This window comes from Nesterenkonia natronophila, assembly GCF_003595215.1.
Classification (GTDB): Bacteria; Actinomycetota; Actinomycetes; order Actinomycetales; family Micrococcaceae; genus Nesterenkonia; species Nesterenkonia natronophila.
Map to the genome: position 1 here is coordinate 171,080 of NZ_QYZP01000002.1, position 25,190 is coordinate 196,269.

Below are 25,190 nucleotides of genomic sequence, written 5' to 3' on the forward strand. Positions count from 1 at the left end.
AAGTGTTATCGTCGCGCATTGCGCAACCTATTGTGTGATACGCGACACAGTGTCATGCTGGAAGTGTCCCGATGATGTGGCAGCAGGGAGGCTCCCATGACTCTCAACGAAAGCAATTTCGCCCTCACAGACGATGTTGACTCGGTGATCCCGGACCCCCGGATACTCCTATATCCGCGGCTTCGGAAATCCCCCTTCTTCTGGGCTTCGCGTCAACACGGCGTCGCGATGTACAGCGTCTACAACCACATGTATCACCCTCGTCACTACGGCGATCCGGTTGCCGAATACTGGGCTCTGCTCCAAGGGGTGACTCTGTGGGATGTGGGAGTCGAGAGGCAGATCGAGATCACCGGACCTGATGCCTTCGCTTTCACGAACATGCTGGTACCCCGCGATCTCCACAAATGCGAGGTCGGTCAGTGCAAGTACGTCTTTATGACAGGCGAGGATGGCGGCATCCTCAACGACCCCGTCCTGCTCCGACTCGGAGAGAATCATTTCTGGCTCTCCCTGGCCGACAGTGACATCCTGCTCTGGACGCGCGGGTTGGCACACAACTCCGGAATGGACGTCACCATCGAGGAGGCCGACGTAGGCCCTGTGCAGGTCCAGGGGCCGCTGTCCGGACAGGTCATGGCGGCGGTATTCGGCCCCGAGGTGCTCGACATCGGGTACTACCGGCTCAAGGAGTACGTGATCGGCGGTATGGAGGTCATAGTCTCCCGCACCGGTTACACCGCAGAGCTGGGCTTTGAAATCTACGTCAAGCACGCCTCGCGTGACGGCGTGCGGCTCTGGGAAGCGGTCTGGGCCGCCGGGGAGCCGTTGGGTATGCAGGTCATAGGTCCCTGTCACATGCGAAGGATCGAAGCTGGCATTCTGTCCCACGGCTGCGACATCACCTACCAGACCAACCCGTTCGAGGTAGGGATGGGGTACGAGTGGATGGTGGACCTGAAACAGGAGTCAGACTTCATCGGCAAGGCGGCCCTGACACGCATCAAGCGGCAGGGTGTCACCCGCAGGCTCGTCGGCGTGCATATCGGGGGGTCTCCGCTGGGAACCTTCAACGACGGTTCGATGATCGAGGCTTTCCCCGTCTGGCGAAGCCGACATCGGGTCGGAGAGGTCACCTCGGCCTGCTTCTCCCCGCGACTGGAACGCAACATCGGCTACGCTATGGTGCCCGTCGAGCTAAGTGAGATCGGCACCGAGCTGGAGGTCGAGACCACCGCAGGCGTGGTCCCCGCCGTGGTGGTGCCCAAACCGTTCGTCGATCCCGCCAAGAACACCCCGAAGCAGCCCTTCTCCGTGGGTAACGGTCACCTGCCCAAGGCGAACTGACGGCACCCGCTGGCGACCCCCGGGGGATGCGTCGTCGTCTGGCGATGTTGCGCAGTGGAACAGTCTGCATAAATTGCTGGCCCATCACCGGGGGACAGCGTAATGTCGAGAGTCCACCTCTACAGCTTCACTGCGTGCGAGGAGGCTCAGCGGTGGCGCCCATGACTGCCGGCACGGTTCGAGGAGAGATCATCGATGACAAACACCAGCCACTCCCCAGGCCAGCAGGACGCCGACGAGGGGCCTGCCGTGCCGCTGACCGCCCAGGACAGTCTGGGCATCTCCGCGCGGACGCAGCTGCGCCCGATCCACGACATCGGCGCAGAATTGGGTCTCGACAAGGATCTCATCGAGCCGTATGGGCGCGGAGTGGGAAAAGTGGATCTGGCTGCGATCGACCGGTTGGCGGACCGTCCCCGGGCGAAGTACATCCTGGTCACCGCAATCACCCCGACCCCTCTTGGGGAGGGCAAGACGACGACCGCCGTAGGCTTAGGGCAGGGGTTGCAACAGACCGGCCGCCGGGCAGCGGTCGCGGTCCGTCAGCCCTCGCTCGGCCCGACCTTAGGCATCAAGGGTGGCGGCACCGGTGGCGGCTGGAGCCAGGTGGTGCCGATGGAGCGGCTGAACCTGCACCTGACCGGTGACCTGCACGCTGTCACCGCCGCACACAACCAGCTGGCAGCGATGGTGGACAACCACCTGCATCGCGGCAGCCCCTCCGGCCTGCAGCCCGAACGGGTGACCTGGCGGCGCGTGATGGACGTCAACGACCGCTCCCTCCGGCAGATCATCACTGGCATGGGCCCCGCCGGAGGAGGACCGAGCTCAAACGGACCCGTGCGGCAGTCCGGCTTCGACATCACCGCAGCCTCAGAAGTCATGGCCACGCTGTCTCTGGCACGCTCGCTGGAGGACCTCCGCAGCCGGCTGGGACGGATCGTGGTGGGCACCACTGGGGATGGCAAACCAGTCACCGCCGAAGACATCAAGGCTGCGGGAGCGATGACCGTGCTGCTGCGGGAGGCGTTGCAGCCGAACTTGCTGCAGACAGTTGAGCACACCCCGGCGCTGGTTCACTGTGGGCCCTTCGGCAATATTGCCACCGGCAACTCCTCGGTGGTGGCGGACCTGATAGGCGCCCGCACCACCGACTACCTCATTACGGAGGCCGGGTTCGCTGCGGACATGGGGGCCGAACGGTTTTTCAACATCAAATGCCGGGTCTCCGGGTTGGAGCCCGATGCTGCCGTTGTCGTGACAACTGTGCGTGCGTTGAAGGTCCACTCCGGCCACCACCGCGTGGTCGCCGGCAAGTCACTGCCGGAGCGCATGCGCGAGGAGAATCCGGAGGAGGTTCGCACCGGGGCGGAGAACCTGCGCGCCCAATTGCGGATCATCCGCCGCCACGGGGTGACCCCGGTGGTGGCAATCAACGCGTTCCCCACCGACTTCACCTCCGAACATGAGGTCATTGCGCAAGTGGCCGCGGAGGAGGGCGCCCGGTGTGCGGTCTCCACGCACTTCTCCGACGGTGGGGCAGGGGCAGCCGAGCTCGCTGAGGCGGTGGCGGAGGCCGCTGAGGAGCCGGGGCGGTTCCGATTCCTGTACTCGGACGAGGCGCCGCTGATCGAGAAGATCGAAACCATCGCTACTGAGATCTATGGAGCGGACGGGGTGGAGGTCTCCCCGACGGCAGCGAAGGACCTGGCCTCGTTCACCGAGGCTGGGTATGGTCGGCTCCCGGTGTGTGTGGCCAAGACGCACCTCTCCATGTCAGCGGACCCGAAATTGGTGGGGGCGCCGACCGGTTGGCGACTGCCCGTGCGGGAGGTGCGGCTCTCCGCTGGGGCGGGGTTCGTATACCCGATCTGTGGGACCATGCAAACCATGCCAGGGCTCGGGGCGTCTCCCGCGGCGGAGAACATCGACATCGACGATGACGGTCGGCCGGTCGGGCTGTTCTGAGGCAGCGTGCCGCGCCTATCGTCATGAGAGTTAACCTGGATGCACCATGTTGTGTCCGCTGTGACACATTGAAGGCAACCCCAACCGAGAGGCAGACCATCATGTCCAAGGATCTGACACAGTACTCCAACCCCAATGCGCTGGTGAGCACGGACTGGCTCGCGGAGCACAAAGACGATCCGAACGTGGTGGTTCTGGAGTCCAATGAGGACGTGCTGCTCTACGAAACCGGTCACATTCCCGGCGCTATCAAGATCGACTGGCACACAGACCTCAATGATTCCGTCACCCGAGACTTCATCAACGAGCAGCAGTTCGCAGAGTTTGCCGGTTCCAAAGGCATCAGTCCGGAGACCACGGTGGTCTTCTACGGCGACAAGTCCAACTGGTGGGCCGCGTATGCGCTCTGGGTCTTTACCCTGTTCGGCCACAGTGACCTTAGGCTACTCGACGGCGGACGCCAGAAGTGGATCGACGAAGGCCGCGAGGTGACCACCGAAGTGCCCACCCCGGTTCATGCGCAGTACCCCGTTCCTGCGCGCCGCGAGGATGACCAATGGCGCGCTTTCCGTGAGGACGTGCTCGCCCATATCGGAAGTGGTCCCCTGGTGGACGTCCGCTCTCCCGCCGAGTACACAGGTGAAGTGACCTCCGCACCGGGATTCGAAGACAAGGAGGGGGCCCTGCGCGGCGGGCATATCCCCACCGCAGCCTCAGTGCCCTGGGCGCGCGCCGCGAACGACGACGGCACCTTTAAATCTCGCGAAGAGCTTGAGCAGATCTACAAGGAGGAAGCGGGGGTGGGCGAGGCTGAGGACGTCATCGCCTACTGCCGGATCGGCGAACGATCCAGCCACACGTGGTTCGTGCTCAGCCACCTGCTCGGTTACAAGAACGTTCGCAACTACGATGGCTCATGGACCGAATGGGGCAACGCCGTGCGCCTGCCCATTGCAGTAGGCAGCGAACCCGGCCACTGAGGCGCGGCCCCTGTATGACAATGCGCACTGTTGACCTCGGCGCCGGCCCGAACGGATTGACCACCACAGCTTTCGGCTACGGTGCAATGTCGCTGGCCGGAGCCTACGGTCCCATCGAGGAACCGGCTGCTGCTGCTCTGCTTCACCAGATCTGCGACCGTGGGGTGCGCCATATCGACACCGCAAACATCTACGGGATGGGCCTCAGCGAGACCATCCTGGGACGGTTCCTCAACGGACGCCGCGACAGCATAACGCTGGCGACCAAATGTGGAATCGAACCCCAGGGTGAAACAGGAAAGCGCAGCATCAACGGGCGTCCGGAGCATATTCGCGAGCAGGTCGAGCTCTCCCTGCGGAGGTTGAAAACCGACTATGTAGATCTCTACTATCTGCACCGACCGGACCCGAAGGTTCCGATCGAAGAGTCGGTGGGTGCTCTCGGGGAGCTGGTCAGTGCCGGCAAAGTGCGCAGCATAGGACTCTCCGAAGTCACCAGCGGTGAGATTCGCCGCGCACACCAGGCGCATCCGATCACCGCGGTCCAGTCCGAATGGAGCATCTTCGCCCGGGATGTGGAGCACTACGTCATCCCCACCTGCGCAGAGCTTGGCATCGGCTTCGTGGCGTTCTCACCGGTGGCACGAGGGCTCCTCACTGACCTGTTCGACCCGACGGCACTGACCGAGAAGGACGCACGCCACAAGTTCCCGTGGTTCGCGCCCGAAAACCTGGAGCACAACCACCAGGTGGCAGAGAGAGCCAGAGTCCTTGCGGCTGATGCGGGTCTTCCCACCGCGGCGCTTGCCCTCGCCTGGCTGTTCGCCAAGGCTGCTGGCTCGGGTCTGAATCTCGCAGTGATTCCCGGTACTCGCTATGCCGCTCACCTGGATGAGCTGCTCGCCGGATTGGACGCGCAGCTGGGCATTGCCCTGGTTACCGCACTGGACGCGCTTGAAGATGAGGTTGCCGGAGATCGCAGTTTTTCTCCGGACTGGGTCTCCGGCGGAAGGGAAGGGCTCCTTCCGCGCCAGCAGGGGTCTTATTGCTGAGAACGCTCAGCGACGATCGGCCAACCGTTCTGCCGCGGCGGCGACCATGGGAGAGCGGTGCTCCGTGACGGACGCGAGGCGATCCTTGACCTCCTGCTGATCGGCCTCGGGTCGAAGCGGCGATCCGGCGTCGAACGGTGGAGCCGGGTCGTACTCAATGAAAAGCTGGACATCTCGAGCCATACGTTCGCCATAGAGTTCTGCCACCACCGTCAATGCGAAGTCGATCCCACTGCTGACTCCCGCTCCAGTGATCACAGGGTCATCGCGCACCACGCGCTCGCTGACCGGTACCGCGCCGAAAGCTTCCAACATGTGCAGCGACGCCCAGTGGCTCGTGGCGCGTTTGCCGGCCAGGAGGCCCGCTGCACCTAGGGCGAACGATCCGGTACAGACGCTGGTCACGAACCGGGCACCCGCTGCCTGGTCGGCAATGAAGTCCAGAGCGACGTCGTCCTCCAAGAGGTCGAAGGCTCCTGAGCCACCCGGGACGAACAGCAGATCAGCCTGCGGAGCCTCAGTCAGCGTGGTGGTCGGCACTATGGAGAAGCCTGAATCAGTGGGGACAGGCTCCCGGTCTCGCCAGGCGAAATGAACCTCCGCTTCGGGGAGTCGGGCAAAGACCTGCGCTGGGCCCGTGAGGTCCAGTTGGGTGACGTTCGGGAACAGCAGCGCTACGATCTGCAGCGGGGCGGTCACTCGAGGTCTCGTTCCGTCAGAGCTTGCCGATGGCGATCAGCAGCATTCTGCGCAGCGGTTCAGCCGCACCCCAGAGCAGCTGGTCGCCGATTGTGAAGGCGGATATGTAGGCCGGTCCCATCTCTAATTTCCGGATACGGCCCACTGGGATGGTCAGCTCACCGGTGGCGGCCACCGGAGTCAGCTGCTCCATCGTAGCCTCCTTCTCATTCGGCACCACCTTCGCCCAGGCGCTGCCTTCGGAGATGATCTGTTCAATCTCGGAGACGGGAAGGTCCTCGCGGAGCTTCAGGGTCAGCGCCTGCGAATGCGAGCGCAGTGCACCGATGCGGACGCAGAGGGACTCGAACGGGATGCTGTCGCCGCGGCGCTGCACACCTGGAGCACGAGAGTCGCCGCGGCCCAGAATCTTATTGGTTTCATCCGAACCCTTGCGCTCCTCTTTGGACATTCCATTGCCCAAGTCGGCGTCGATCCACGGGATGAGTGATCCAGCCAGTGGCACACCGAACTGGGAGGCGTCGAGCTCTCCCCGCTGGGCCTGGAGGACTCTGCGGTCGATTTCGAGGATGGCGCTGGCAGGGTCCGCCAGCTCAGTCTCCACCGCGCTGCCGAGGTGGCCGAATTGGTTGAGCAGCTCACGCATGTGCCGGGCTCCGCCACCGGATGCCGCCTGGTAAGTCATGGCGGTGCCCCACTCCACCAGGTCCTGCTTGAACAGCCCACCCAAGCCCATCAGCATGCAGCTGACCGTGCAGTTGCCCCCGACGAACTCCTTGACTCCTGCGGCGAGACCGGCGTCGATGACGTCGCGATTGATGGGGTCCAGCACGATGATCGATTCGTCAGCCATGCGCAGCGCGGAGGCGGCGTCGATCCAAATACCCTGCCATCCGGCAGCGCGCAGCTTGGGGTAGACCTCTTTGGTGTAGTCCCCACCCTGCATGGTGACGATAATCGGAAGCTTGCTCAGGGCATCGACGTCGTATGCGTCCTGGAGGGTGGCGCTCTCCGGGGAGGCTCCATCAAATTCCGGGGCCGGCTTACCGGCAGCAGAGGTGGAGAAGAACACCGGATTGATGTGCGCCAGATCGCCTTCGCTCACCATGCGCTGCATCAGGACAGAGCCCACCATGCCGCGCCAGCCGATCAGCCCGACCGACGGGGTCGTTCCGGCATGAGAGGACAGGGCAAAGGAAGGAGAGGCAGATGTCATAGCTTCTAGGGTAACGAAATGTTCTGAGTGGTGTGTCTTCGCGACCACCGATGACCAAGCTCAGCGTCGCCGGTAGGTGTCGAACCGGTAGTCGAGCCCCGTCGAGGAAGTCATCCACCCCTGACTCGGCTCGGAGTTCACCAGAGCCCACTCGTCAGGATCCAGGCGCGGAGCGTAAGTGTCACCGGGCGAATCGAGATCCAATCGAGTCACCGAGGCCAGCTCTGCGATTCCGCTGTCCACCGCCTCCGCATAAACCGACCCGCCGCCCATGATCCATACCGTGTGCGCCCCTTCGGCGTGGGCGTGGGCCATATCGACCGCCTCCGGCAGCGAGTGTGCAGGCATTGCACCGGACTCGGTCAATCCGCGGAAGGTGGCGGTGTCGCCGGTGATGACAATATTGGTTCTGCCGGGCAGCGGACGGAAACGCGAAGGCAGAGAGTCCCAGGTCTTCCGTCCCATCACCACGGGGCAACCCCTCGTGCGGTCGCGAAAATGCGCCAGGTCCTCGGGAACATGCCAGGGCATCGCGCCGCCGGATCCAATTACCCCGCCGCGGGCCTCCGCCCAGATCATGCCTACCGGTACGTGTCTGCTCATCATTGCAACCCCCACGTGTTGACCCCCCGGTGACGTGCCATTCAGACGGCGACCGGGGCCTTGATGGTGGGATGCGGGTCATATTCGAGGACTTCGAAGTCCTCGAACTCGTAGGAGAACAGAGACTCGGGGGCTCGTCTGAATTGAAGCTGGGGGTACGGACGAGGCTGGCGGGTGAGCTGCTCACGCACTTGGGCCTCATGATTGCTGTAGATGTGGCAGTCTCCGCCGGTCCAGATGAACTCGCCGGGTGCCAAACCGGCCTGCTGGGCGACCATGAGTGTCAGCAGGGAATAGCTGGCGATATTGAAGGGCACACCTAAGAACATGTCCGCGCTGCGCTGATACAGCTGGCAGGAGAGTCGGCCGTCAGCAACATAGAACTGGAAGAGGATATGGCATGGGGGCAGCGCCATGTCAGAGAGCTGCCCGGGATTCCATGCGGAGACTACGTGGCGGCGCGAGTCGGGGTTCTCACGCAGCTGATCCACCAGTCCCTTGATCTGGTCCACGTTTTGGCCATCGGGAGTTGGCCACGACCGCCACTGCGCGCCGTAGATAGGTCCGAGATCACCGTTCTCGTCAGCCCACTCATTCCAGATCCGCACACCACGCTCCTGCAGCCACCGGACATTGGAGTCGCCGCGCAGAAACCACAGCAGCTCGAGAGCTACGGATCGGAAGTGCACGCGTTTGGTGGTGATCAGCGGGAATGAGTCGGCCAGGTCAAAACGGATCTGCCGGCCGAAGACACTGCGCGTACCAGTGCCGGTGCGGTCAGATTTCCGCGCACCGTGGGCGAGCACCTCTGCCAACAGGTCTTCGTACGGAGTGGGGATGAAGGTCACGCTGGTGATTCTACGCCAGCAGCGCCTGGTGTTTCCGGTATTCCGGATAGCGGCTCAGGTACTGGTCAATGTAGGTGCATTCGGAGGTGAAGCGTTTGCCCTCCGCGGCAAGCCTGTCCAGCAGCAGGGTGACCAGCGCGCGAGCATAACCCTGGCGTCCGAAGCGGTCATTGACGATTGTGTGCATCAGCAGCCACACTGGCTGCCCTCCGATGGTCTCCTCCGCGTAGCCGACGAACCCGATGAACGTCCGTTCTCCCCGGACGGTATCCCACAGCTCCGCACGGCACCGGTCATGATCGATCACCAACTCGGCCGCCGGGTGAACGTTCTTCTGCTCGTTCCTACGATGTGTGCCCATAGAGCAAGGGTAGCCCTCTGATGTGAGAGATGTCACCGACCCTCTCCCCGTGCAGGCGGCTCAGTCTTCGTGCGGCTCGTACACTTCAAGGGACACGATGCGCCCGCCCTTGTCCACCGCCTGCTGAGCTACCACGACACCACCAGGGCGCAGATACGGGTCTTGCAGAGGCAAGGCATCACTGAGCCCAGTCTCATCCAACCACCCGCCGAGCTCGCCGAGCACGATAGGCAGCACAGGCCGGTGGGTGCACACCAGCGAGGGATGCATCCATTCCAGGGAGCGACGAACCCGAGAAGCTGCTTTGTCCGGGTGCTGCTTGGCCCGCTTCTCCGTGAGTGATTTGCGGTACTTGATCCTGTGGTGATGCTTCTTGACGTACGGTGCGATGGTTTCTGCGCACCGTCTCCAGGGGCTGGAGTGGATCTGACGCGGGCGCCAAGCCGTCAGCAGCTGCTCCACCGACTTGGCCTGCCGTTTGCCCGTAGCGGCCAGCGGCCGCTCTGCCTCTGCTTTGGACCAGGAGGACCGTGGCTTTGCTTTGGCGTGACGGAGTACGACAAACGGGACAGTGCGCAGGCAGTTCTGCTCGTGCAGTTGCACCAGCGCATCCAGCGGCTCCCGGTCGCCAGGGTTGGTCAGCATCTGCCGAGCCCGCTTTGGGCCTGTCCAGACGGCGTCGTCCGCCTCGTCACCGTCGGGACGGGGCCGGCCCTGAAGAACTTCGGCTGCCCAGTACCAGACCTCCTTCTGCTGAGTGACCGGGCCCCGTTTTGTCTTCTTGGTGATCTCGTAGCGGGTGATCGGCAACGGAACGCCCAAGCGCACCTTCAGCTGAATCTCCTCAGCGACTTCGCGGACTGCACATTCGGGCAGGGTTTCACCGGGATCAAGCTTGCCCTTGGGAAAGGACCAATCGTCATAGCGGGGCCGGTGGATCAGCAGGACCTGCAGTTGGCCCCGATGGACCCGCCACACCAGGGCACCCGCGGCGAGAACGTCAGCCTCTGTTCCATCGTCGGCGACAGAGGCGCTACGGCGGCGGGGTACCTCAGTCATGAGCTCCGAAGTGGTCACGGTTGAAAGATACCAGCACGGGGGTTCCAAGTTCCGCTGTGCGTCGGAGGTCCCGCCTCAGGACTGCGCGTATCCACGCTCAGCACCAGGGGCGTACTGAGTGTCAACTGTGCTGATGGTGAAGCCGAGTTTCTTGTAGAGACCTGCGGCAGCCGCGTTGTCGGCGTCCACGTAGAGAATCACGGAGTCGACACCCTGCTGCCTCAGGTATTCGATTCCCGCCACCGTCAATGCGGCACCGAGTGCGCGGCCCTGGGCCGCTGGGGCCACTCCGACCACGTAAACTTCCCCGACACGCTTGCCCTGGGGTTGTTGGTGGATCTTTGTCCAATGGAAGCCGATCAGCCGCTCTTGCCCACCGGAGCCATGCTCCCAGGCCAGCAGGAAGCCTTCGGAGGAGAACCAGTCCTCAGTCATTCGAGCCTGCAGGTCCTCCAGCGTGAGGCGTCCCTGCTCCGGATGATCGGCGAACGCCTCAGCATTGACCCTCAGCCATGTATGGTCGTCCTCGCCGGGTCGGAAACTTCTCAGGCTGACCCCGTTGGGCAGCTCTCGGCGCGGCAGCCCCACGGAGTTGTCCAGCTGCATCTGCCACAGCTCGCGCACCGGCGACCAGTCGAATCGAGCGGCCAGGCGAGGCCCGCCGGGGTGTCCGCCATGGGCCCACGCTCGGAGGTGGCCCTCAGACTGTGCGGCAAGTTCGGAAGCGCTCAGCGTCGCCCCCAGCTGCCTGGCCACACCCCGTTCCCGGCACTGGGGGTGCACCACCAGCTCCAAGGTGTGGGGGGCGGCGTCGTCCGCATCCTGATCAGAGTCGCCAAGTACGACGACACCTGCTCCGACCAATCTGCCCCTGCTGCCGTCGGGCGTCGGCTCCCAGGCATAGCCGACGGCCACGCCGGAGGGTCCGTCGGACTTGCCCAGCTCCACCCATGTCTGGTCCCCAAAGGGCGGTGCTCCGTCACTTGCCTGGGCCGCAGCTGCTAGCTCCTGCAACCCATGCAGCTGCTCTGGTGAGGGGGTGGCTTCAAGGAGGTCGATGATGACGTCGTTGCTCATGGTCTGAGCCTAATGCTCCAGGACTCCGGATTGCTCAGGCAGTGTCAGCGCCGTCGCTCTCGGGTGGCTGCTGGCGGTCTGCGCCCTCGGTGAGAAGCCGGTATCCCACATTGCGTACGGTGCCGATCAGCGACTCGTGCTCTGGGCCGAGTTTGGCTCGCAGGCGCCTGATGTGCACATCCACGGTCCGAGTGCCTCCGAAGTAGTCGTAACCCCACACGTCGTGAAGCAGCCGATCCCGGGTGAAGACCTGCCCTGGGTGCAGCGCCAGGTGCTTGAGCAGCTCGAACTCCTTGTACGTGAGGTTCAGCAGCTTGCCATGGATCGTAGCCATATAGGTGGTTTCGTCAATGAGGATGGCGCCGGCGCGGATCTCACCCACTGGGGTCTGCTCCTCAGCTTCGACGGAGGCCATCCGGATGCGGGCGTCGACTTCCCCCGGGGAGGCCTCGGAGAGGACGAAGTCATCAGCCTGCCACGCTTCGTTCAGCGTGGGAAGGCCGGTCTCCGTCACCACCACAATGACAGGGGAAAGCATGGAGGACTTCACCAACTGGCACAGGGAACGAGCGTGGGCAAGGTTAGTCCTGGCGTCAACCAGTGTGATGTCCACATTGGGAGCACGCACGATCGAGGAGGCCTCGCACGGGAAAGGGCGCACTCTGTGGTTGAGCAGCTCCAGAGACGGCAGGCTGTCTTCCGGGGCGTCAGAGAGCAGCAGCACCTGCGCCATCGGCGGATCCTCCCTCGACTTGGTTCGTCAATCAGGGTGACACTAAGGGCTCACATCACCTTCCGCCGCATGGTGGAAAGCGCCAGAGCGATCGTGACGAGTATAGCCATGCTGAGAGCTCTGGCAGGATGGACTACGTGAAATACCTGCCCGTCGCGCTCACCGCCATGGTCAGCGCCCTCACGATCGCATTGGCTTCGTGGTTCGGCGTCACGGCCCTGCTGCTGGTGGTGTGTGGTCTGTGCGGGGTGGTGGCATTGGGATGGCCGCAGCTGATGGGGGTCACGGCACGGAAGTCGCTGTCCGCTGTCATCCTGGCTGCCGGAATCGTGGCAGTGCTCGGGGCAGCAGTCGTGAACCGGGTCGAATCGCTGTTCTTCTGGTCGTCGGTGTCGCTTGCCTTCGGAGTCATGGTGGTGTTCATGATCCAAGTCATCCGAGGATCGGGGCGCCCGCATCGGCTGGAGTCGACCTTGGGTGCATGCACCGGAGTCGTGATCACCACCACCGCAGCCGGTTGGGTGGCTGGGCTGAGGTACCCGGCCGGCATGAGGGAAGCCGCCGACGGCGCCGGTCTGTCTGCACTTCGAGTCCGCGGCTTCGCCCCCTACGAAGATTGGGGCTTTCTGGGGGTCACAGGCCCGGGCGGGGAACTCTCCGTAGTGGCGCTTTCAGCTTTTGTCATGTGTATTGGGACGGCCGCAGCGTGTGTCCCTGCTCGAGATGCGCTGGTTCTGCCGCTGGTTGTCCTCGCCTCGACCGTCACGTCCGTCGGTATTGCACTTCTCTGGGGGGAGCTGACCCTGTTGTTTGCCGGAGTTCTCGGACTCGCCGGTGGAGTGCTCTTGGCCAGCTTTCGCCGATTCCTTTTTCTGCAGGGGCCGCCGGAACATATCCTCTCCCGACTGGCCGTGGGGGCCGCACCCATCGCTGTGATGGGCGTCTTGGTGTATTTCACCGAGCGACTTCTCATTGCATAGTTCAGCTAGGATGGGGTCATGAGTGACGCACAGATTCTTGCGCTGGAGGTCTTTTTCATCGGCCTGCTGGTCCTTTCAGTGATTGTGATCGGCTGGATCAGCTTCGTGGTGCTGTCCCGCCTGTTCAAGGGCCAGCGCTGAGACCTGACGACACGGCCCACACCTCGCCCCTGCTGCTCCGCACTGGTGCGGTTGCCGCCACTGGGCCGGACGCGGGGACGGCGGCTCACTACGGCAGCCCCACCAAAGAGCAGCGTGCCCTAGAGGCAGGCTCGGCAGTAGTGGATCTGTCCACACGAGCGGTGGTGACCGTTTCAGGCGCGGATCGACTCAGCTGGCTGACGACCCTGTCCTCCCAGCAAGTTGCCGATCTTCGTCCAGGCGAGTGCTCAGAGCTGCTGCTGCTGGACATCGCAGGCCGCATTGAACATGCCCCTGCCATCATTGACGATGGTGAAACGGCATGGTTGATCACTGAAGCGAGCCGGGGTGTTGCACTGGCGCAGTGGCTTGAGTCCATGAAGTTCGCCCTGCGTGTAGAGGTCTCCGACCGCACGGACGACTACGCGGTACTGGGCAGCACGGCCCCACTTCCCAAAGGTTTGCCTGTGACCTCTCCGGCACAGTGGACGGATCCGTGGCCCAGACTGGGCCCCGGCGCAGAGTCCTACGCGGCTATTGATGAGTCGGAGCACCCCGGCAAGGACTGGAGTTGGCATCTCACCCTGGTGCCCCGTGAGAAGCTCAACGACGTCATGACACACGTGGAGAGTCATGGCTGGTTGCTCGCCGGATCGCTCGCCGCTGAAGCGCTGCGCATCGCCGCATGGCGGCCCCGGCTGGCTTTCGACGTTGATATCAAGGCGATCCCGCATGAGTTGGACCTGATTAGGACGGCCGTGCACCTGAGTAAGGGATGCTACAAGGGTCAGGAGACCATAGCCCGAGTGCATAACCTGGGTCATCCCCCTCGTCGCCTGGTCTTTCTGCATATCGATGGCTCGGAACACACCCTGCCGGCTCCCGGTTCCGACGTGCTGGCACCCAAGGACTCCTCCGATCGTGATGCACTCACTCAAGAACGCGCTGTGGGCGTGGTCACCTCTGTGGCTCGCCATCATGAGGCCGGACCTATTGCGCTGGCCCTGGTGAAACGCAAAGTCGACCCTGAGGCGCAACTGGTGGTCAGGGATCTCGAGCAGGCAGCGTCAGAAGAGGTTGATGCTGAGCAGTTGCCGGCCGAGCCATCGTTCTACGCTGCCGCTCAAGAGCTCATTGTCCGGCCCGACGCTGGCAAGACTGTCGGGCGCCCGCAGGGCGACTTCCTCCGCGGGCCCCGGCGCTAGACCTAGCGACCGAAGAGGATCTTCGCCTCTTCGTACCGCTCAGCGGGCACTTCCTTGAGCCCCTCCAGAGCCTCTTCCAAGTCCACTGTGATGATCTCTGTGCCGCGAAGCGCCGCCATATGTCCCCAGGCGCGTTCGTGTACTAGGTCCAAAGCCTTTATGCCGAACCTGGTGGCGAGCACCCGGTCATACCCGGTCGGGTTCCCACCACGTTGAATATGACCCAGGGTTGTGTTGCGTGTTTCGATGCCGGTGCGCTCTTCTATCTGCGTGGTGATGAACTCCCCTATGCCACCCAGCCGCGGACGACCGTCAGCCTCTTGTCCCTTACCAGCCAGAGCCTCCTCGGAATTCTCGGGAATGAAGCCTTCAGCCACGACCACCAATGGTGAACGGCCGCGGGAGTGAACCTGCTCCACCCATTCGCAGAGCTGATTGATGCTGACTTCCTGTTCGGGAATGAGAATCGCATGTGCCCCAGCTGCCATACCTGAATGCAGGGCGATCCAGCCCACGTTGCGGCCCATGACTTCCGAGACCATGCAGCGGTGGTGGGACTCGCCTGTGGTGCGGAGCCGGTCCATAGCGTCAGTGGCTATGGAGATCGCGGTATCGAACCCGAACGTGTAATCGGTTGCCCTGAGGTCGTTATCGATTGTCTTGGGGACTCCCACCACGGGGATGCCGTCCTCGGCCAACCGTTTGGCTCCAGCCAGAGTGCCTTCGCCTCCTACTGCGATCACCGCATCCACATCGTGCCGCTTGAGCTGCTTAGCGATCTTTTCAGGCCCGCCCTGCGGGTGGTTATAAGGATGCGTTCGAGAAGTGCCTAATATGGTGCCGCCCTCCCGGGCGATGCCGCGCACATCCTGACGCGTCAGCTCGGTGTAATCTGCTTCGATCATTCCTTTCCACCCGGATTTGAACCCCACAAACTCATCACCGTAGGACTTGATGCCATGTAGTACGGCCGAGCGGATCACGGCGTTGAGGCCGGGGCAGTCGCCTCCGGAGGTCAGGAGTCCAATGCGCATGGGATGAGTCACTTCTTTCTCGCGTGGCGCGAAACGTCATGGTCCTGACATCCTCGGCAGGGGGTGCAGCTTCAGTCTATTACCGGCAGCAGAGCCTCCGGTGCTCCACGGCCCTCAGTCGCAGAAACGCTACTTGCTGCCCAGCAGCCGTTCGATGCGCCCTATGCCTTCGGCGAGGTCCTCATCGCCGAGAGCATAGGAGAGTCGGAGATAGCCCGAAGGTCCGAAGGCCTCCCCGGGGACGACTGCTACTTTGGCCTTCTCCAGAATCAGCTCCGCGAGCTCAGCAGTCGATGTGGGGGTCGATCCGTCGATCTCGCGATTCAAGGCGCCTCTAGCGTCAACATAGGCGTAGAAGGCTCCCTGCGGCACCGGTGTTTCGAAACCGGCGATCCTGTTGAGCTTTTCGACTATCATGGAGCGCCTTCTGTCGAAGGCCTCGCGCATCTGCTGGACAGGCTCCTCAGGGCCCGTAATCGCAGCAAGCGCTGCTCGCTGGCAGACGTTCGCCACGTTGGACGTCAGATGTGTCTGCAGGGTGGTGGCAGCTTTGATCACGTCTGTGGGACCAACCATCCACCCGACGCGCCAGCCTGTCATGGCGTAGGTCTTGGCCACTCCGGAGAGAATGACCACCTGATCAGCCAGCTCCGGGACGGATGCAATGGAGGTGAAGGGCACGTCGTCGTAGGTGAGCTTCTCGTAGATTTCATCAGTGATGACCCATATCCCCTGCTCAGCTGCCCAACGACCGATGGCCTGGGTCTCCTCTGGTGAATAGACTGCTCCGGTCGGGTTCGACGGTGAGACGAACATGAGGGCCTTGGTCCGTTCCGTCACTGCTTCCTGCAGCTGCTCCACCGTCACCTTGTACCCCTGCTCAGGTCCGGCGAAGACCTCTACGGTGGAGCCTCCGGCAAGCTTGATTGCCTCGGGATAGGTCGTCCAGTAGGGGGAGGGAACGATGACCTGATCGCCTGGATCCACTAGGGCTGCGAGGCTGGCGTAGACAGCGTGCTTTCCCCCATTGGTGACCAGAACCTGGGAGGCCTCCGCTGCGTACCCGGAATCTCGAGTGGTCTTCTCAGCGATGGCCTCCCGAAGCTCCGGCAGGCCTGCGGCCGGTGTGTACTTGTGGTTCTTGGGGTCCTTCGCGGCGACCACTGCGGCCTCCACAATATGTTCGGGAGTGGGAAAGTCAGGCTCGCCTGCGCCGAAGCCAATGACATCCTCACCCGCAGCTTTGAGCGCCTTGGCCTTAGCGTCGACTTTCATCGTGGCGGACTCTGCGATCGACCCGATTCGGGAGGAGACTCGGTAATGGGGAAGTGGCATGGCAGATTCGTCCTTTCTGGGGCGGGCACAATGAACCTGGTGGACTCAACACTATCGGGCGGTGTCGCTGGCGTATACCGTCAGCCGTCGGCGCAGTTGGTGTTCTGCCGGGCCTCGGCGTAGACTTGGCTGCCGGTGTCTTGAACACCTCTACTGGGCATGCCCTCGCACATGAGGGTCAATGGCCAATAGGGCAGTGGCGCAATTGGTAGCGCAACGGTCTCCAAAACCGTAGGTTGCAGGTTCGAGTCCTGTCTGCCCTGCGTTGGACAGCGCTGGGTTGCGAGCAGTGCTGCTCCACGGGGGAGACTGCACGGCTTAGGCTGGTGCGGTCTTGGCCCAACGCCTCTCCGGAAGTCTGGGGAGCAGCCACACCGAACACCGAACACAGCAAGCAGATGGAGTCTTCGTGTCCCAGACACCAGTGACAGACCCCGGAGGCCCCTCCGGTGGCAGCTCACGTCCGAAGAACCCACTGTCGAGGGTCTGGCTGTTTCTGAAGCAGGTCTTCGATGAGCTGCGGAAGGTCATTGTTCCCACACGTCGGGAGCTGGTGAACTACACAGCCGTCGTATTGGTCTTCGTGCTGATCGTGATCGGTATCGTTTCGCTGCTGGACTGGGGGCTGGACAACATCTCGGAGCTCGTGTTCGGCGGCGGCGCAGGCGCTTAGCTGAGACGCAACAACAAACTGAATCCGGCTGCCGCCGGCATACGCACCACACTTACCTAGGAGAAACGTGTCTGATCAGGAACTGACGCAGGACGACGCAGCCGAGGCTGCAGAGGCCCCCGCGGAGGAGGAGAAGACTTACGAACAGCGCGCCGAGGAGCTCAAGAGCGAGCTCCGGCGCGGCTTGGGTGACTGGTACGTGGTGCATACCTACGCCGGTTATGAGAAGCGCGTGAAGTCCAATCTGGAGACTCGCATCCAGACTCAGGACATGGAGGAGCAGATCTACGAGATTGACGTCCCCATGGAGGACGTTGTGGAGATCAAGAACACGCAGCGCAAGGTGGTCAATCGCGTGCGCATTCCCGGATATGTCCTGGTGCGGATGGAGCTCACCGACGAGTCATGGGGCGTGGTGCGCCACACCCCCGGCGTCACCGGCTTCGTCGGAAACGCCCATGACCCACAGCCACTGGGCACTGACGAAGTCTTCACAATGCTCGCCGAGCACCGACTGGGTAAGCCGGGGGAGCGCAAGGTGGAAGTCGTCGAAGGAGAGGGCGGAGCTGCTCCGACCCCCACCTCAGACGTCAAAGTGGACTTCGAAGTGGGCGAATCCGTCACTGTCACCGACGGTCCCTTCGCTACTCTGCCTGCCACTATCTCGGAGATCAATGTTGACGCGCGCACTCTGGTGGTGCTCGTCTCGATCTTCGAGCGTGAGACCCCGGTGACGCTGAACTTCAACCAGATTGAGAAGATTTACTGAGCCCAGGGCCTGAGGGCACCAACCGGTGCCGCCCTGCGCCACAACTGAAGAGACTTCGTCGCCGGTCTCCGTGCTTTGGGAGAACGGTGGCGACCTGAGCGGCTCGGCCAGATTCGCTCATCCCTGCAGACCTCGCTCCTGAGGGTGCAGGACGCACGGAAACTAGTAAAGGACAGATTATGGCCCCGAAGAAAAAGGTCTCCGGGCTGATCAAGCTGCAGATCCAGGCTGGTGCCGCCAACCCGGCACCGCCGATCGGACCCGCACTCGGTCAGCACGGCGTCAACATTATGGAGTTCTGCAAGGCCTACAACGCCGCGACGGAGAACCAGCGCGGCAATGTGGTGCCTGTGGAGATCACGGTCTACGAGGATCGCTCCTTCACCTTCATCACCAAGACCCCGCCCGCGGCAGAACTCATCAAGAAGGCTGCCGGAGTGAACAAGGGGTCAGGTGTGCCGCACACCGATAAGGTCGGCAAACTCTCCCAGGCTCAGGTCGAGGAGATCGCCCAGACCAAGATGGAAGACCTCAACGCTAACGACATTGAGGCTGCCTCCAAGATCGTCGCCGGGACGGCCCGGTCCATGGGCATCACCGTCGACAGCTGAATCAGAACTTCAAGACAACTGAGAAACCCCCCGGAAGCCCGGGACTGTGGGAAGGGTCGAGCGCGGCCCACGTACCACAACTGCTAAGGAGAACAACGCAGATGGCAAAGCGCAGCAAAGCATACAAGGCAGCAGCCGAAAAAATCGGCGAAGACACCGTCTACACCCCGGCTCAGGCCGTCAACCTGGCCAAGGAGACAAACCCCTCCAAGACCGACGCAACCGTAGAGGTCGCCCTGCGGCTATCTGTGGATCCGCGCAAAGCGGACCAGATGGTTCGCGGGACAGTGAACCTACCTCACGGCACCGGCAAGACAGCCCGCGTGGTCGTCTTCACCCAGGGCGACAATATTGCCAAGGCTGAGGAAGCCGGCGCAGACTTCGTCGGTGGCGACGAACTGATCGCCAAGGTTCAGGAGGGTTGGGTAGACTTCGACTCCGCCGTCGCCTCCCCAGACATGATGGGCAAAGTCGGCCGACTAGGTAAGGTCCTGGGTCCCCGCAACCTGATGCCGAACCCCAAGACCGGCACTGTGACCCCAGATGTGGCCAAAGCGGTGACTGAAATCAAAGCCGGAAAGATCGACTTCCGCGTGGACAAGCACTCCAACCTGCACTTCGTGGTCGGAAAGACCAGCTTCGAGCCGAAGCAGCTGGTTGAGAACTACGCAGCAGTGCTGGAGGAAGTCTTGCGGCTGAAGCCTTCCGCATCGAAAGGTCGTTACATCAGCAAAGCGACTGTCTCCACCACCTTCGGACCTGGCATCCAGGTGGATCCGAACGTCACCAAGGTCGTTGTCGCTGAGTAACCCTCAGTGGCCTTCCAGGAGCCTCGTTCCCCTCTGTGGGAGCGGGGCTCCCTGCGTCTCAGCCCGGTGCGCGGAACGGAGATCGCCGCGCCACGCATCGCAGACTCCAGGTCATGGTCTGCCCGGGAATTGTGAGCAATCAGCAGGGACCTTAGCTGGACGTAATGAGATCCTGAGCATTTTGCCGGTCTGCTTGGGGACATGTATAGTCGTTCATTGACCAAAGACCGCCGGTCGCTTCAGCCGTGCGAGAATCAGTTGGCGCTGAGTCTCGTGGTCACCGGGACCCCCGGAGTACGGCTGAGCTGTAAAGACCCTCACGGGCGACCTGCGCAGGTGGACAAAGCGCCAGCATGAGACATCCGAATTCGGAGTTGTGTTGAGCCCTGTGCATCTGCGCACGGGGCTTTTTCTATGCCTCGTTCCCGTGACTCTGACCGGCAATGTAATTCGGAAGGAGTGCCATGGCGAATCCTGAGAAGGCGGCTGCCGTTGCAGAGCTCAAGGAGCTGTTCAACGCGTCCACCGCTGCTGTGCTCACGGAATACCGCGGCCTCTCCGTCGGCCAGCTGCAGCAACTGCGGCGGTCCGTGCGGGAGAACGCAAATTACGCCGTGGTGAAGAACACGCTGACCGAGATCGCAGCCAAGGAAGTAGGCATCGAGTCCTTTGAGGGACAGATGACCGGTCCTTCTGCGATCGCTTTCGTCCACGGTGACGCCGTGGACGTGGCAAAGGCTCTGCGTGACTTTGCCAAGGACAACCCTCAGCTCATCGTCAAAGGCGGCTACATGGATGGCCGGCCCCTGACGGAGGACGAGGTGAAGAAGCTCGCGGATCTTGAGTCCCGTGAGGTTCTGCTCGGCAAGCTGGCTGGTGCCTTCATCGGCGCCCAGACCAAGGCGGCCGCTACCTTCCAGGCTCCGATCTCCAAGATGGTTCGGACTGTGGAAGCCCTGCGCGCGAAGCAGGAAGACGCTGCCTGACCCTTGTCAGTGCACACAAACGAAAACAAGATCCGTCTCAAACACGTAAGGAGCCAATCCCATGGCTAAGTTGAGCCACGACGAACTGATTGAACAGTTCAAGGAAATGAGCCTCATCGAGCTCTCCGAGTTCGTGAAGGTCTTCGAGGAGACCTTCGACGTCACAGCAGCCGCTCCGGTGGCAGCTGCAGGTGCAGCCCCAGCCGGCGGCGAGGTCGCTGAAGCTGAGGAGCAGACCGAGTTCGACGTCGTTCTCGAAGCCGCCGGTGACAAGAAGATCGGTGTCATCAAGGAGGTGCGCGGCCTGACCTCCCTCGGCCTGAAGGAGGCTAAGGAGCTGGTCGACGGCGCCCCCAAGGCTGTGCTCGAAGGTGTGGACAAGGAAGCGGCTGAGAAGGCCAAGGACGCCCTCGAGGGCGCTGGCGCCACCGTCACCCTCAAGTGATCGGCGCGGCTCAGGCCGCACCCGACAGCTGAAGTTCAGCTTGATGCACGAAACCCCGGTCGACTCCATTGACGGAGCCGACCGGGGTTTCGTCTGTCTGCGGAGCGAATCCTGAGCTGCGCACAGACAAGCAGATCAGATACGAGCGCCTGGCTTCGGCCGGAGTCCGGCGATGATCAGTGACGTGCCTGCCAGGAAGCAGATCACCAATCCGACCACCAGAGGGTCGAGTGTGACGCCGAAAGCAACGGAGGCGACCACCCAGCCCGCCAGCACCAGGCTGATCAGTGCGAAGACGACAGACCTCATCCGCACCTCGGACTTTCTCCCGGTCGACTGTGCTGCGCGACTGCTGCTGGGCGCCGGAGTCACCCCACCAGAGGCCTCGCCTGTAGCCTCCGCGCGCTCCCACCAACGGGGCCTGCGCTCCGGCTCCTTCCACGTGAAGTCACGTTCCGACTGGGCTTTTAGGGACTCCGCGAGCAGCGCGTCGACGTCCTCCGGTTCAGCCGGCCGCGGCACGGTCTGCTGGTGACGGCGGGCCGCGGGGCTCTCCGGGCCCTGGGGATGCTTATGGCCCTCCTCATTCATCACTGCTCCTCCTCAACGTCCAGCTGCGGCTCCTCATTCGGAAAGATGCCGAGCACATCCTGTTCATAGGTGGTCTCGTCGTAGATGACCACATTGCCGAAAGCATTTCCCACCTTCAGCTCCACGGTGCCTGCCGCTACGTCTGGCCCGAGGCTTTGGGGTGTGGCGCCGATGCCTTGGTAGGTATCCCTCATTCCTTGAGTCCGGATATCAAAGTTCCCAAGGAAGTTCCCGGGGTCGAGCTCCCAGTAGACGTCATCCGGCAACACAACTGAGGTGTTCGCAAAGGCATTATTGACATCCACTGTCGTGTGGAAATCGCGGGCATCCAAGAACTCGGCCGCGGCGGTGGCGTCAGAGAAGTCGATTTCGTCCTCCGGGGTGAACTCGTTGCTCAGGTGTCGCAGGTCCACCGTGGTGCTGGCAAAGACCGTATTCACCGTTTCCGCCTGGGTGGTGTAGTTGCCGAAGACGTAGTTGGAGCTGTCCTGCAGATTCGCCGGGGCGAAGAGAAACACCACCATCATCAACACCGTGAAGGTGCCCAGCAGCCCGGCGCGGCCCCGTTTTCCCCTCACCGCTGAGCCGAGATGCATCAGGGCCAGCAGGATCACCACCAAAGCCAGCCCAAGCAGGACAGCGCTGGTGGTGGCGAGCCCAACGGTGGCGGCGAACCACATGGCCGCAGCAATCATCGGGACTGCAAGCAGCGCTAGCCCTAGGCTGACCATTCTGCGCCGTCGCGTCTCCTCAGCGACCCGAGGGTTCTCCGCTGTCCTCCGAGCGGTTGGAGTTGAGCCGCTCACTTCGCCCACTGAAGCTCGCGCACTCTGGTACTGAGAAGCGTCCCCGTAGGAGCGTGCGACAGGGTCGCTCGCTGCTGAAGCAGTGGTCTGCTCCGTCGGCGGGGGCCCCTCTTTGGGGTACCAGGCCGGTTTGCCATCCGGCCGCTGGGCCGGCTGCGCCCCCACATCATGCGGAGCATCCGCGGACTTGCGGGAGGTGGGCCCCGCCTTCGGGGCCCTTCCCTGAGGAGGCCTCTTGCCAGCCTCGCGCTGGTAACTGCGAAAAATGACCCACAGCAGCCACGCGACCAAACCGATGATCACGAGATTCAGCAGTATTGCGAACGGCCCCACAATATTGGGGGTGAAGACGTTCACCGCTCCCACCACGGTCATGAGGCCAGCTCCCCAGAATCCGCTCGGGTAGGAACCGCGCAGTGCCTGCTGAGCATGGATTTCGCCCCGGGAGTTCGGCAGAAAGAGCCATGCGAGCCCGTAGAAAAGCGCCATGGGGGAAAAGAAGATGATGAACGCGACCACGCCGATACCCCTTACCAAGGCGGTGTCCCAGCGGAGTTTCTGAGCGGCGGCGGCACAGACACCGCCTGCCCAGGCATCGTCGGGTCGGTGGACTCCCAGAGTGCGGACCCAATCGAAGACTTGGTGTCCCGCCTCGCCTCGGTGGTGATCTGAAGTGCGCATGTTTCAAGTGTGCTCCTGCGCAGCCGCTCAACGCTATACGGGAGTCCCCTGATCCCACCCTGATCTGGCCCCGGAGGCCTGTCATGCGGCGGGATGCGCGTGACACTATGGAGAGGTGGAGACGACGACGCCGGCTCAGGATGAGGCACCCCAGCGGCCTCCGCTGCGTCGAGCCTCGGGAACTCCGGTGGCGGGCGTCAGTCTGGGGCTTTCCCGCCATCTCGGGCTCTCAGTGCCGTTAGTGCGAGTAGCGTTCATTGTGCTGACGTTGGTCGGCGGGATCGGACTGCTGCTCTACCTCTGGCTGTGGGTTTTCACACCTACTGAAAAGGAGCCCACCCGCGAGGCAGCCGGCCGGGGTCTCAGCGGTCCGGCACTGGTGGCCCACGAGCCACATCCCCAGGACAGTCCGGAGAGCGGAGCTTCGAACCGAGTGCAGCGCAGCTTGGACATGCTTACTTCTTCGCCGGAGATCCTGCTCGGCGGAGTTTTGATGGGTCTCGGTTCTCTCATGCTGGCGCAGCTGCTGGGGGTGGGTATTGATTGGCGAATCATAGTGGTCCCGGCAGTCATCATCGGCGGAGTGATCCTCACCTGGTCGCAGTTGGATCGGACTTTCGCTGCGCAGGGCGACTCGTCCCGGGGCCCGGGTGGAGCGGCCCTGTGGCAGGTCACTTTCGGCACCGGCCTGGTACTCGTGGCTATGCTCATCATCGCCGGCGGTCTGGTGGGCACGGGTGAACTGATTGCAGGAACGATAGTGGGGGCGATTCTGCTGGCCGGACTGGCGCTAGTACTTGCGCCCTGGTTGATCAAGCTCTACCGGACCTCACAGGTTGAGCGGGAACGCGCCGCTGCTGAAGCTGAGCGAGCAGATATCGCCGCACATCTGCATGATTCGGTGCTGCAGACGCTAGCAATGATCCAGAAGCAGAAGTCGGAACCAGCGGAGGTGGAACGTCTCGCACGCAGTCAGGAGCGTCAGCTTCGGTCGTGGCTCTACCGGCAGAACGCGAAGGCCACGGGAACGCTGAAAGATCAGTTACTCTCTGTGGCGGCCGAACTGGAGGAGCTGCACTCCGTACCAGTGGAGGTGGTAACGGTGGGGGAGTCGCGGCGCCGTCAGCATGGTCCGTTAGTCGCGGCAACGCGGGAGGCAATCCTCAACGCCATCCGATACGCAGGACCGGCCTCGGTCTACATCGAATCCACAGAGACTGAGGACACGGTGTTCGTCCGGGATCGGGGTCCCGGGTTCGAGGTGGAGGCTATCGCCGAGGACCGCATGGGTGTGCGCGAGTCAATCATCGGACGAATGAATCGAAGCGGCGGCACTGCCCGAATACGCTCACGATCCACCGGCACCGAGATTCAGCTCTCGATGCCGGTGAAGGAGCAGCCGCAGGCACATGGGTCGCCGAGCTCGGTCTTGCCAGAAGATGCAGAGAGGCAGCAGCAGTGAGCACGCCGCGCCGCATCGTCATCGTGGACGATCACCGAATCTTTCGTGCGGGACTCCGGGCGGAACTCGGGGCCTCGGTCGAAGTCGTCGGCGAGGCGTCAACTGTCGATGAAGCCGCACAGCTGATTCGCCAGGTGAAGCCGGAGGTCGTACTTCTGGATGTGCACATGCCAGGGGGCACCGGAGGTGGTGGTGCCGAAGTGGTCAAAATGTGCCGCGACCTTCTGGAAAACGTGAAGTTCCTAGCGATCAGCGTCTCAGATCAGGCGACAGACGTGGTCGCGGTCATCCGTGCCGGTGCCCGTGGTTATGTCACCAAGTCCATCAGTACTGAGGAGCTACTGAGCGCTATTGAGGCAGTTGCTGAGGACGATGCAGTCTTCTCCCCGCGATTGGCGGGGTTCGTCCTCGACGCTTTCGGCACCTCTGGATTTGCCGAAGATGTTCGAGACGAGCAGCTCGACCGTCTCTCAGCTCGCGAAGTTGAGGTGATGCGGCTGATCGCCCGCGGATACACCTACCGGGAGATCGCCTCCGAGCTTTTCATCTCCATCAAGACTGTCGAGACGCACGTCTCCAAAGTGTTGCGCAAACTCCAGCTCTCAAGTCGGCACGAACTCACTCGGTGGGCGGAGCGGCGGCGCATCGTCTGACCGGCCAGCCAACCAACACGCCCTTGGGAGGTTCCGGCGTTCGCAGCTGAGGTGCTACTGTGGACG

The 25,190-nt window shown here is 62.7% G+C and carries 27 protein-coding genes and 1 tRNA gene; 16 read left to right on the forward strand and 12 right to left on the reverse strand.

Annotated features, from left to right (window positions below; genetic code table 11):
• Positions 1–96: 96 nt before the first annotated feature.
• From D3250_RS05880 to D3250_RS05895, 4 genes are all read left to right on the forward strand, one after another.
• Complete coding sequence (locus D3250_RS05880; RefSeq protein ID WP_119902453.1) at positions 97–1,347, forward strand: glycine cleavage T C-terminal barrel domain-containing protein; 1,251 nt, start codon at positions 97–99, stop codon at positions 1,345–1,347.
• A 195-nt stretch (positions 1,348–1,542) separates the two neighbouring features.
• On the forward strand, positions 1,543–3,315 hold the full coding sequence (locus D3250_RS05885) for a formate--tetrahydrofolate ligase (protein ID WP_119902454.1): 1,773 nt from the start codon (positions 1,543–1,545) through the stop codon (positions 3,313–3,315).
• 101 nt (positions 3,316–3,416) lie between these two features.
• Complete coding sequence (locus D3250_RS05890; RefSeq protein WP_119902455.1) at positions 3,417–4,295, forward strand: sulfurtransferase; 879 nt, start codon at positions 3,417–3,419, stop codon at positions 4,293–4,295.
• Between the two features lie 14 nt (positions 4,296–4,309).
• On the forward strand, positions 4,310–5,347 hold the full coding sequence (locus D3250_RS05895) for an aldo/keto reductase (protein WP_119902456.1): 1,038 nt from the start codon (positions 4,310–4,312) through the stop codon (positions 5,345–5,347).
• A gap of 6 nt (positions 5,348–5,353) precedes the next feature.
• Here the strand turns inward: D3250_RS05895 and D3250_RS05900 are convergent, their stop codons facing one another.
• From D3250_RS05900 to D3250_RS05935, 8 genes are all read right to left on the reverse strand, one after another.
• On the reverse strand, positions 5,354–6,046 hold the full coding sequence (locus tag D3250_RS05900) for a DJ-1/PfpI family protein (protein ID WP_119902457.1): 693 nt from the start codon (positions 6,044–6,046) through the stop codon (positions 5,354–5,356).
• A gap of 16 nt (positions 6,047–6,062) precedes the next feature.
• Positions 6,063–7,262, reverse strand: a complete 1,200-nt coding sequence (gene asd, locus D3250_RS05905) for an aspartate-semialdehyde dehydrogenase (RefSeq protein ID WP_119902458.1) — start codon at positions 7,260–7,262, stop codon at positions 6,063–6,065.
• A gap of 60 nt (positions 7,263–7,322) precedes the next feature.
• Entirely contained in the window at positions 7,323–7,865 is a 543-nt protein-coding gene (locus D3250_RS05910) for a dihydrofolate reductase (protein ID WP_119903006.1), read from the reverse strand.
• A 41-nt stretch (positions 7,866–7,906) separates the two neighbouring features.
• Complete coding sequence (locus D3250_RS05915; RefSeq protein ID WP_119902459.1) at positions 7,907–8,713, reverse strand: thymidylate synthase; 807 nt, start codon at positions 8,711–8,713, stop codon at positions 7,907–7,909.
• Between the two features lie 10 nt (positions 8,714–8,723).
• Positions 8,724–9,074, reverse strand: a complete 351-nt coding sequence (locus D3250_RS05920) for a GNAT family N-acetyltransferase (RefSeq protein ID WP_119902460.1) — start codon at positions 9,072–9,074, stop codon at positions 8,724–8,726.
• 60 nt (positions 9,075–9,134) lie between these two features.
• Positions 9,135–10,133 (reverse strand): NUDIX hydrolase, encoded by a 999-nt coding sequence (locus tag D3250_RS05925; protein ID WP_119903007.1) that lies wholly within the window; start codon positions 10,131–10,133, stop codon positions 9,135–9,137.
• A gap of 75 nt (positions 10,134–10,208) precedes the next feature.
• Positions 10,209–11,210 (reverse strand): mycothiol synthase, encoded by a 1,002-nt coding sequence (gene mshD / locus D3250_RS05930; protein WP_119902461.1) that lies wholly within the window; start codon positions 11,208–11,210, stop codon positions 10,209–10,211.
• A gap of 34 nt (positions 11,211–11,244) precedes the next feature.
• On the reverse strand, positions 11,245–11,943 hold the full coding sequence (locus D3250_RS05935) for a winged helix-turn-helix transcriptional regulator (protein ID WP_119902462.1): 699 nt from the start codon (positions 11,941–11,943) through the stop codon (positions 11,245–11,247).
• Between the two features lie 128 nt (positions 11,944–12,071).
• On the opposite strand from D3250_RS05935, the gene D3250_RS05940 reads away from it, so the two are divergent.
• From D3250_RS05940 to ygfZ, 3 genes are read left to right on the forward strand one after another with little or no spacing between them, the layout of a single operon-like run.
• A complete protein-coding gene (locus D3250_RS05940; protein WP_119902463.1) occupies positions 12,072–12,923 on the forward strand; it encodes a hypothetical protein in 852 nt (283 codons plus the stop codon).
• An 18-nt stretch (positions 12,924–12,941) separates the two neighbouring features.
• Positions 12,942–13,064, forward strand: coding sequence for a hypothetical protein (locus D3250_RS12095; RefSeq protein ID WP_264080522.1), 123 nt, complete (start codon positions 12,942–12,944; stop codon positions 13,062–13,064).
• Positions 13,065–13,096: 32 nt separating this feature from the next.
• Positions 13,097–14,269 carry a CAF17-like 4Fe-4S cluster assembly/insertion protein YgfZ gene (gene ygfZ / locus D3250_RS05945; RefSeq protein ID WP_119902464.1) on the forward strand — a complete coding sequence of 391 codons (1,173 nt, stop codon included), beginning with the start codon at positions 13,097–13,099 and terminating at the stop codon, positions 14,267–14,269.
• A 2-nt stretch (positions 14,270–14,271) separates the two neighbouring features.
• Here ygfZ and D3250_RS05950 read toward each other — a convergent pair whose 3' ends face one another.
• Both D3250_RS05950 and D3250_RS05955 read right to left on the reverse strand, forming a co-directional pair.
• Complete coding sequence (locus D3250_RS05950) at positions 14,272–15,303, reverse strand: 6-phosphofructokinase (protein WP_119902465.1); 1,032 nt, start codon at positions 15,301–15,303, stop codon at positions 14,272–14,274.
• Between the two features lie 129 nt (positions 15,304–15,432).
• A complete protein-coding gene (locus D3250_RS05955; RefSeq protein ID WP_119902466.1) occupies positions 15,433–16,638 on the reverse strand; it encodes a pyridoxal phosphate-dependent aminotransferase in 1,206 nt (401 codons plus the stop codon).
• 190 nt (positions 16,639–16,828) lie between these two features.
• Here D3250_RS05955 and D3250_RS05960 point away from each other — a divergent pair.
• The 7 genes from D3250_RS05960 to rplL all read left to right on the forward strand — a co-directional run bounded on the left by D3250_RS05960 (position 16,829) and on the right by rplL (position 20,931).
• Positions 16,829–16,901, forward strand: a tRNA-Trp gene (locus D3250_RS05960).
• Positions 16,902–17,047: 146 nt separating this feature from the next.
• On the forward strand, positions 17,048–17,311 hold the full coding sequence (secE, locus tag D3250_RS05965) for a preprotein translocase subunit SecE (protein ID WP_192892569.1): 264 nt from the start codon (positions 17,048–17,050) through the stop codon (positions 17,309–17,311).
• Positions 17,312–17,378: 67 nt separating this feature from the next.
• Positions 17,379–18,080: a transcription termination/antitermination protein NusG gene (gene nusG, locus D3250_RS05970; protein ID WP_225973184.1), complete on the forward strand. Its 702-nt coding sequence runs from the start codon at positions 17,379–17,381 to the stop codon at positions 18,078–18,080.
• Positions 18,081–18,259: 179 nt separating this feature from the next.
• The gene (rplK, locus tag D3250_RS05975) at positions 18,260–18,691 is read left to right on the forward strand and encodes a 50S ribosomal protein L11 (RefSeq protein WP_119902468.1); all 432 of its coding nucleotides are present in this window, start codon (positions 18,260–18,262) and stop codon (positions 18,689–18,691) included.
• Positions 18,692–18,792: 101 nt separating this feature from the next.
• Positions 18,793–19,500, forward strand: coding sequence for a 50S ribosomal protein L1 (rplA, locus tag D3250_RS05980; protein WP_119902469.1), 708 nt, complete (start codon positions 18,793–18,795; stop codon positions 19,498–19,500).
• Between the two features lie 464 nt (positions 19,501–19,964).
• Complete coding sequence (gene rplJ / locus D3250_RS05985; protein ID WP_119902470.1) at positions 19,965–20,486, forward strand: 50S ribosomal protein L10; 522 nt, start codon at positions 19,965–19,967, stop codon at positions 20,484–20,486.
• A 61-nt stretch (positions 20,487–20,547) separates the two neighbouring features.
• Positions 20,548–20,931, forward strand: coding sequence for a 50S ribosomal protein L7/L12 (rplL, locus tag D3250_RS05990; RefSeq protein ID WP_119902471.1), 384 nt, complete (start codon positions 20,548–20,550; stop codon positions 20,929–20,931).
• A gap of 135 nt (positions 20,932–21,066) precedes the next feature.
• Here the strand turns inward: rplL and D3250_RS05995 are convergent, their stop codons facing one another.
• Both D3250_RS05995 and D3250_RS06000 read right to left on the reverse strand, forming a co-directional pair.
• Positions 21,067–21,522: a hypothetical protein gene (locus tag D3250_RS05995; RefSeq protein ID WP_119902472.1), complete on the reverse strand. Its 456-nt coding sequence runs from the start codon at positions 21,520–21,522 to the stop codon at positions 21,067–21,069.
• Positions 21,522–23,009: a PspC domain-containing protein gene (locus D3250_RS06000; protein ID WP_119902473.1), complete on the reverse strand. Its 1,488-nt coding sequence runs from the start codon at positions 23,007–23,009 to the stop codon at positions 21,522–21,524. The genes D3250_RS05995 and D3250_RS06000 overlap by 1 nt, the downstream gene beginning before the upstream one ends.
• A 115-nt stretch (positions 23,010–23,124) precedes the next feature.
• Between D3250_RS06000 and D3250_RS06005 the strand changes: the two genes are divergently transcribed.
• Together D3250_RS06005 and D3250_RS06010 are read left to right on the forward strand one after the other, a co-directional pair.
• The gene (locus D3250_RS06005; protein ID WP_119902474.1) at positions 23,125–24,471 is read left to right on the forward strand and encodes an ATP-binding protein; all 1,347 of its coding nucleotides are present in this window, start codon (positions 23,125–23,127) and stop codon (positions 24,469–24,471) included.
• Positions 24,468–25,124, forward strand: a complete 657-nt coding sequence (locus D3250_RS06010) for a response regulator (RefSeq protein ID WP_119902475.1) — start codon at positions 24,468–24,470, stop codon at positions 25,122–25,124. The genes D3250_RS06005 and D3250_RS06010 overlap by 4 nt, the downstream gene beginning before the upstream one ends.
• Positions 25,125–25,190 lie beyond the last annotated feature (66 nt).

What these genes read in the sequence shown, in the direction of transcription:
- D3250_RS12095 (WP_264080522.1), top strand. Translation starts at nt 12,942, where the DNA reads ATGAGTGACGCACAGATTCTTGCGCTGGAGGTCTTTTTCATCGGCCTG.
- D3250_RS06000 (WP_119902473.1), bottom strand. Translation starts at nt 23,009, where the DNA reads ATGCGCACTTCAGATCACCACCGAGGCGAGGCGGGACACCAAGTCTTC.
- D3250_RS05910 (WP_119903006.1), bottom strand. Translation starts at nt 7,865, where the DNA reads ATGAGCAGACACGTACCGGTAGGCATGATCTGGGCGGAGGCCCGCGGC.
- asd (WP_119902458.1), bottom strand. Translation starts at nt 7,262, where the DNA reads ATGACATCTGCCTCTCCTTCCTTTGCCCTGTCCTCTCATGCCGGAACG.
- rplK (WP_119902468.1), top strand. Translation starts at nt 18,260, where the DNA reads ATGGCCCCGAAGAAAAAGGTCTCCGGGCTGATCAAGCTGCAGATCCAG.
- D3250_RS05880 (WP_119902453.1), top strand. Translation starts at nt 97, where the DNA reads ATGACTCTCAACGAAAGCAATTTCGCCCTCACAGACGATGTTGACTCG.
- rplJ (WP_119902470.1), top strand. Translation starts at nt 19,965, where the DNA reads ATGGCGAATCCTGAGAAGGCGGCTGCCGTTGCAGAGCTCAAGGAGCTG.
- rplA (WP_119902469.1), top strand. Translation starts at nt 18,793, where the DNA reads ATGGCAAAGCGCAGCAAAGCATACAAGGCAGCAGCCGAAAAAATCGGC.
- D3250_RS05885 (WP_119902454.1), top strand. Translation starts at nt 1,543, where the DNA reads ATGACAAACACCAGCCACTCCCCAGGCCAGCAGGACGCCGACGAGGGG.
- D3250_RS05935 (WP_119902462.1), bottom strand. Translation starts at nt 11,943, where the DNA reads ATGGCGCAGGTGCTGCTGCTCTCTGACGCCCCGGAAGACAGCCTGCCG.
- D3250_RS05895 (WP_119902456.1), top strand. Translation starts at nt 4,310, where the DNA reads ATGACAATGCGCACTGTTGACCTCGGCGCCGGCCCGAACGGATTGACC.
- D3250_RS05995 (WP_119902472.1), bottom strand. Translation starts at nt 21,522, where the DNA reads ATGAATGAGGAGGGCCATAAGCATCCCCAGGGCCCGGAGAGCCCCGCG.
- D3250_RS05950 (WP_119902465.1), bottom strand. Translation starts at nt 15,303, where the DNA reads ATGCGCATTGGACTCCTGACCTCCGGAGGCGACTGCCCCGGCCTCAAC.
- D3250_RS05890 (WP_119902455.1), top strand. Translation starts at nt 3,417, where the DNA reads ATGTCCAAGGATCTGACACAGTACTCCAACCCCAATGCGCTGGTGAGC.
- D3250_RS05955 (WP_119902466.1), bottom strand. Translation starts at nt 16,638, where the DNA reads ATGCCACTTCCCCATTACCGAGTCTCCTCCCGAATCGGGTCGATCGCA.
- D3250_RS05925 (WP_119903007.1), bottom strand. Translation starts at nt 10,133, where the DNA reads ATGACTGAGGTACCCCGCCGCCGTAGCGCCTCTGTCGCCGACGATGGA.
- D3250_RS05940 (WP_119902463.1), top strand. Translation starts at nt 12,072, where the DNA reads ATGGACTACGTGAAATACCTGCCCGTCGCGCTCACCGCCATGGTCAGC.
- mshD (WP_119902461.1), bottom strand. Translation starts at nt 11,210, where the DNA reads ATGAGCAACGACGTCATCATCGACCTCCTTGAAGCCACCCCCTCACCA.
- rplL (WP_119902471.1), top strand. Translation starts at nt 20,548, where the DNA reads ATGGCTAAGTTGAGCCACGACGAACTGATTGAACAGTTCAAGGAAATG.
- D3250_RS05920 (WP_119902460.1), bottom strand. Translation starts at nt 9,074, where the DNA reads ATGGGCACACATCGTAGGAACGAGCAGAAGAACGTTCACCCGGCGGCC.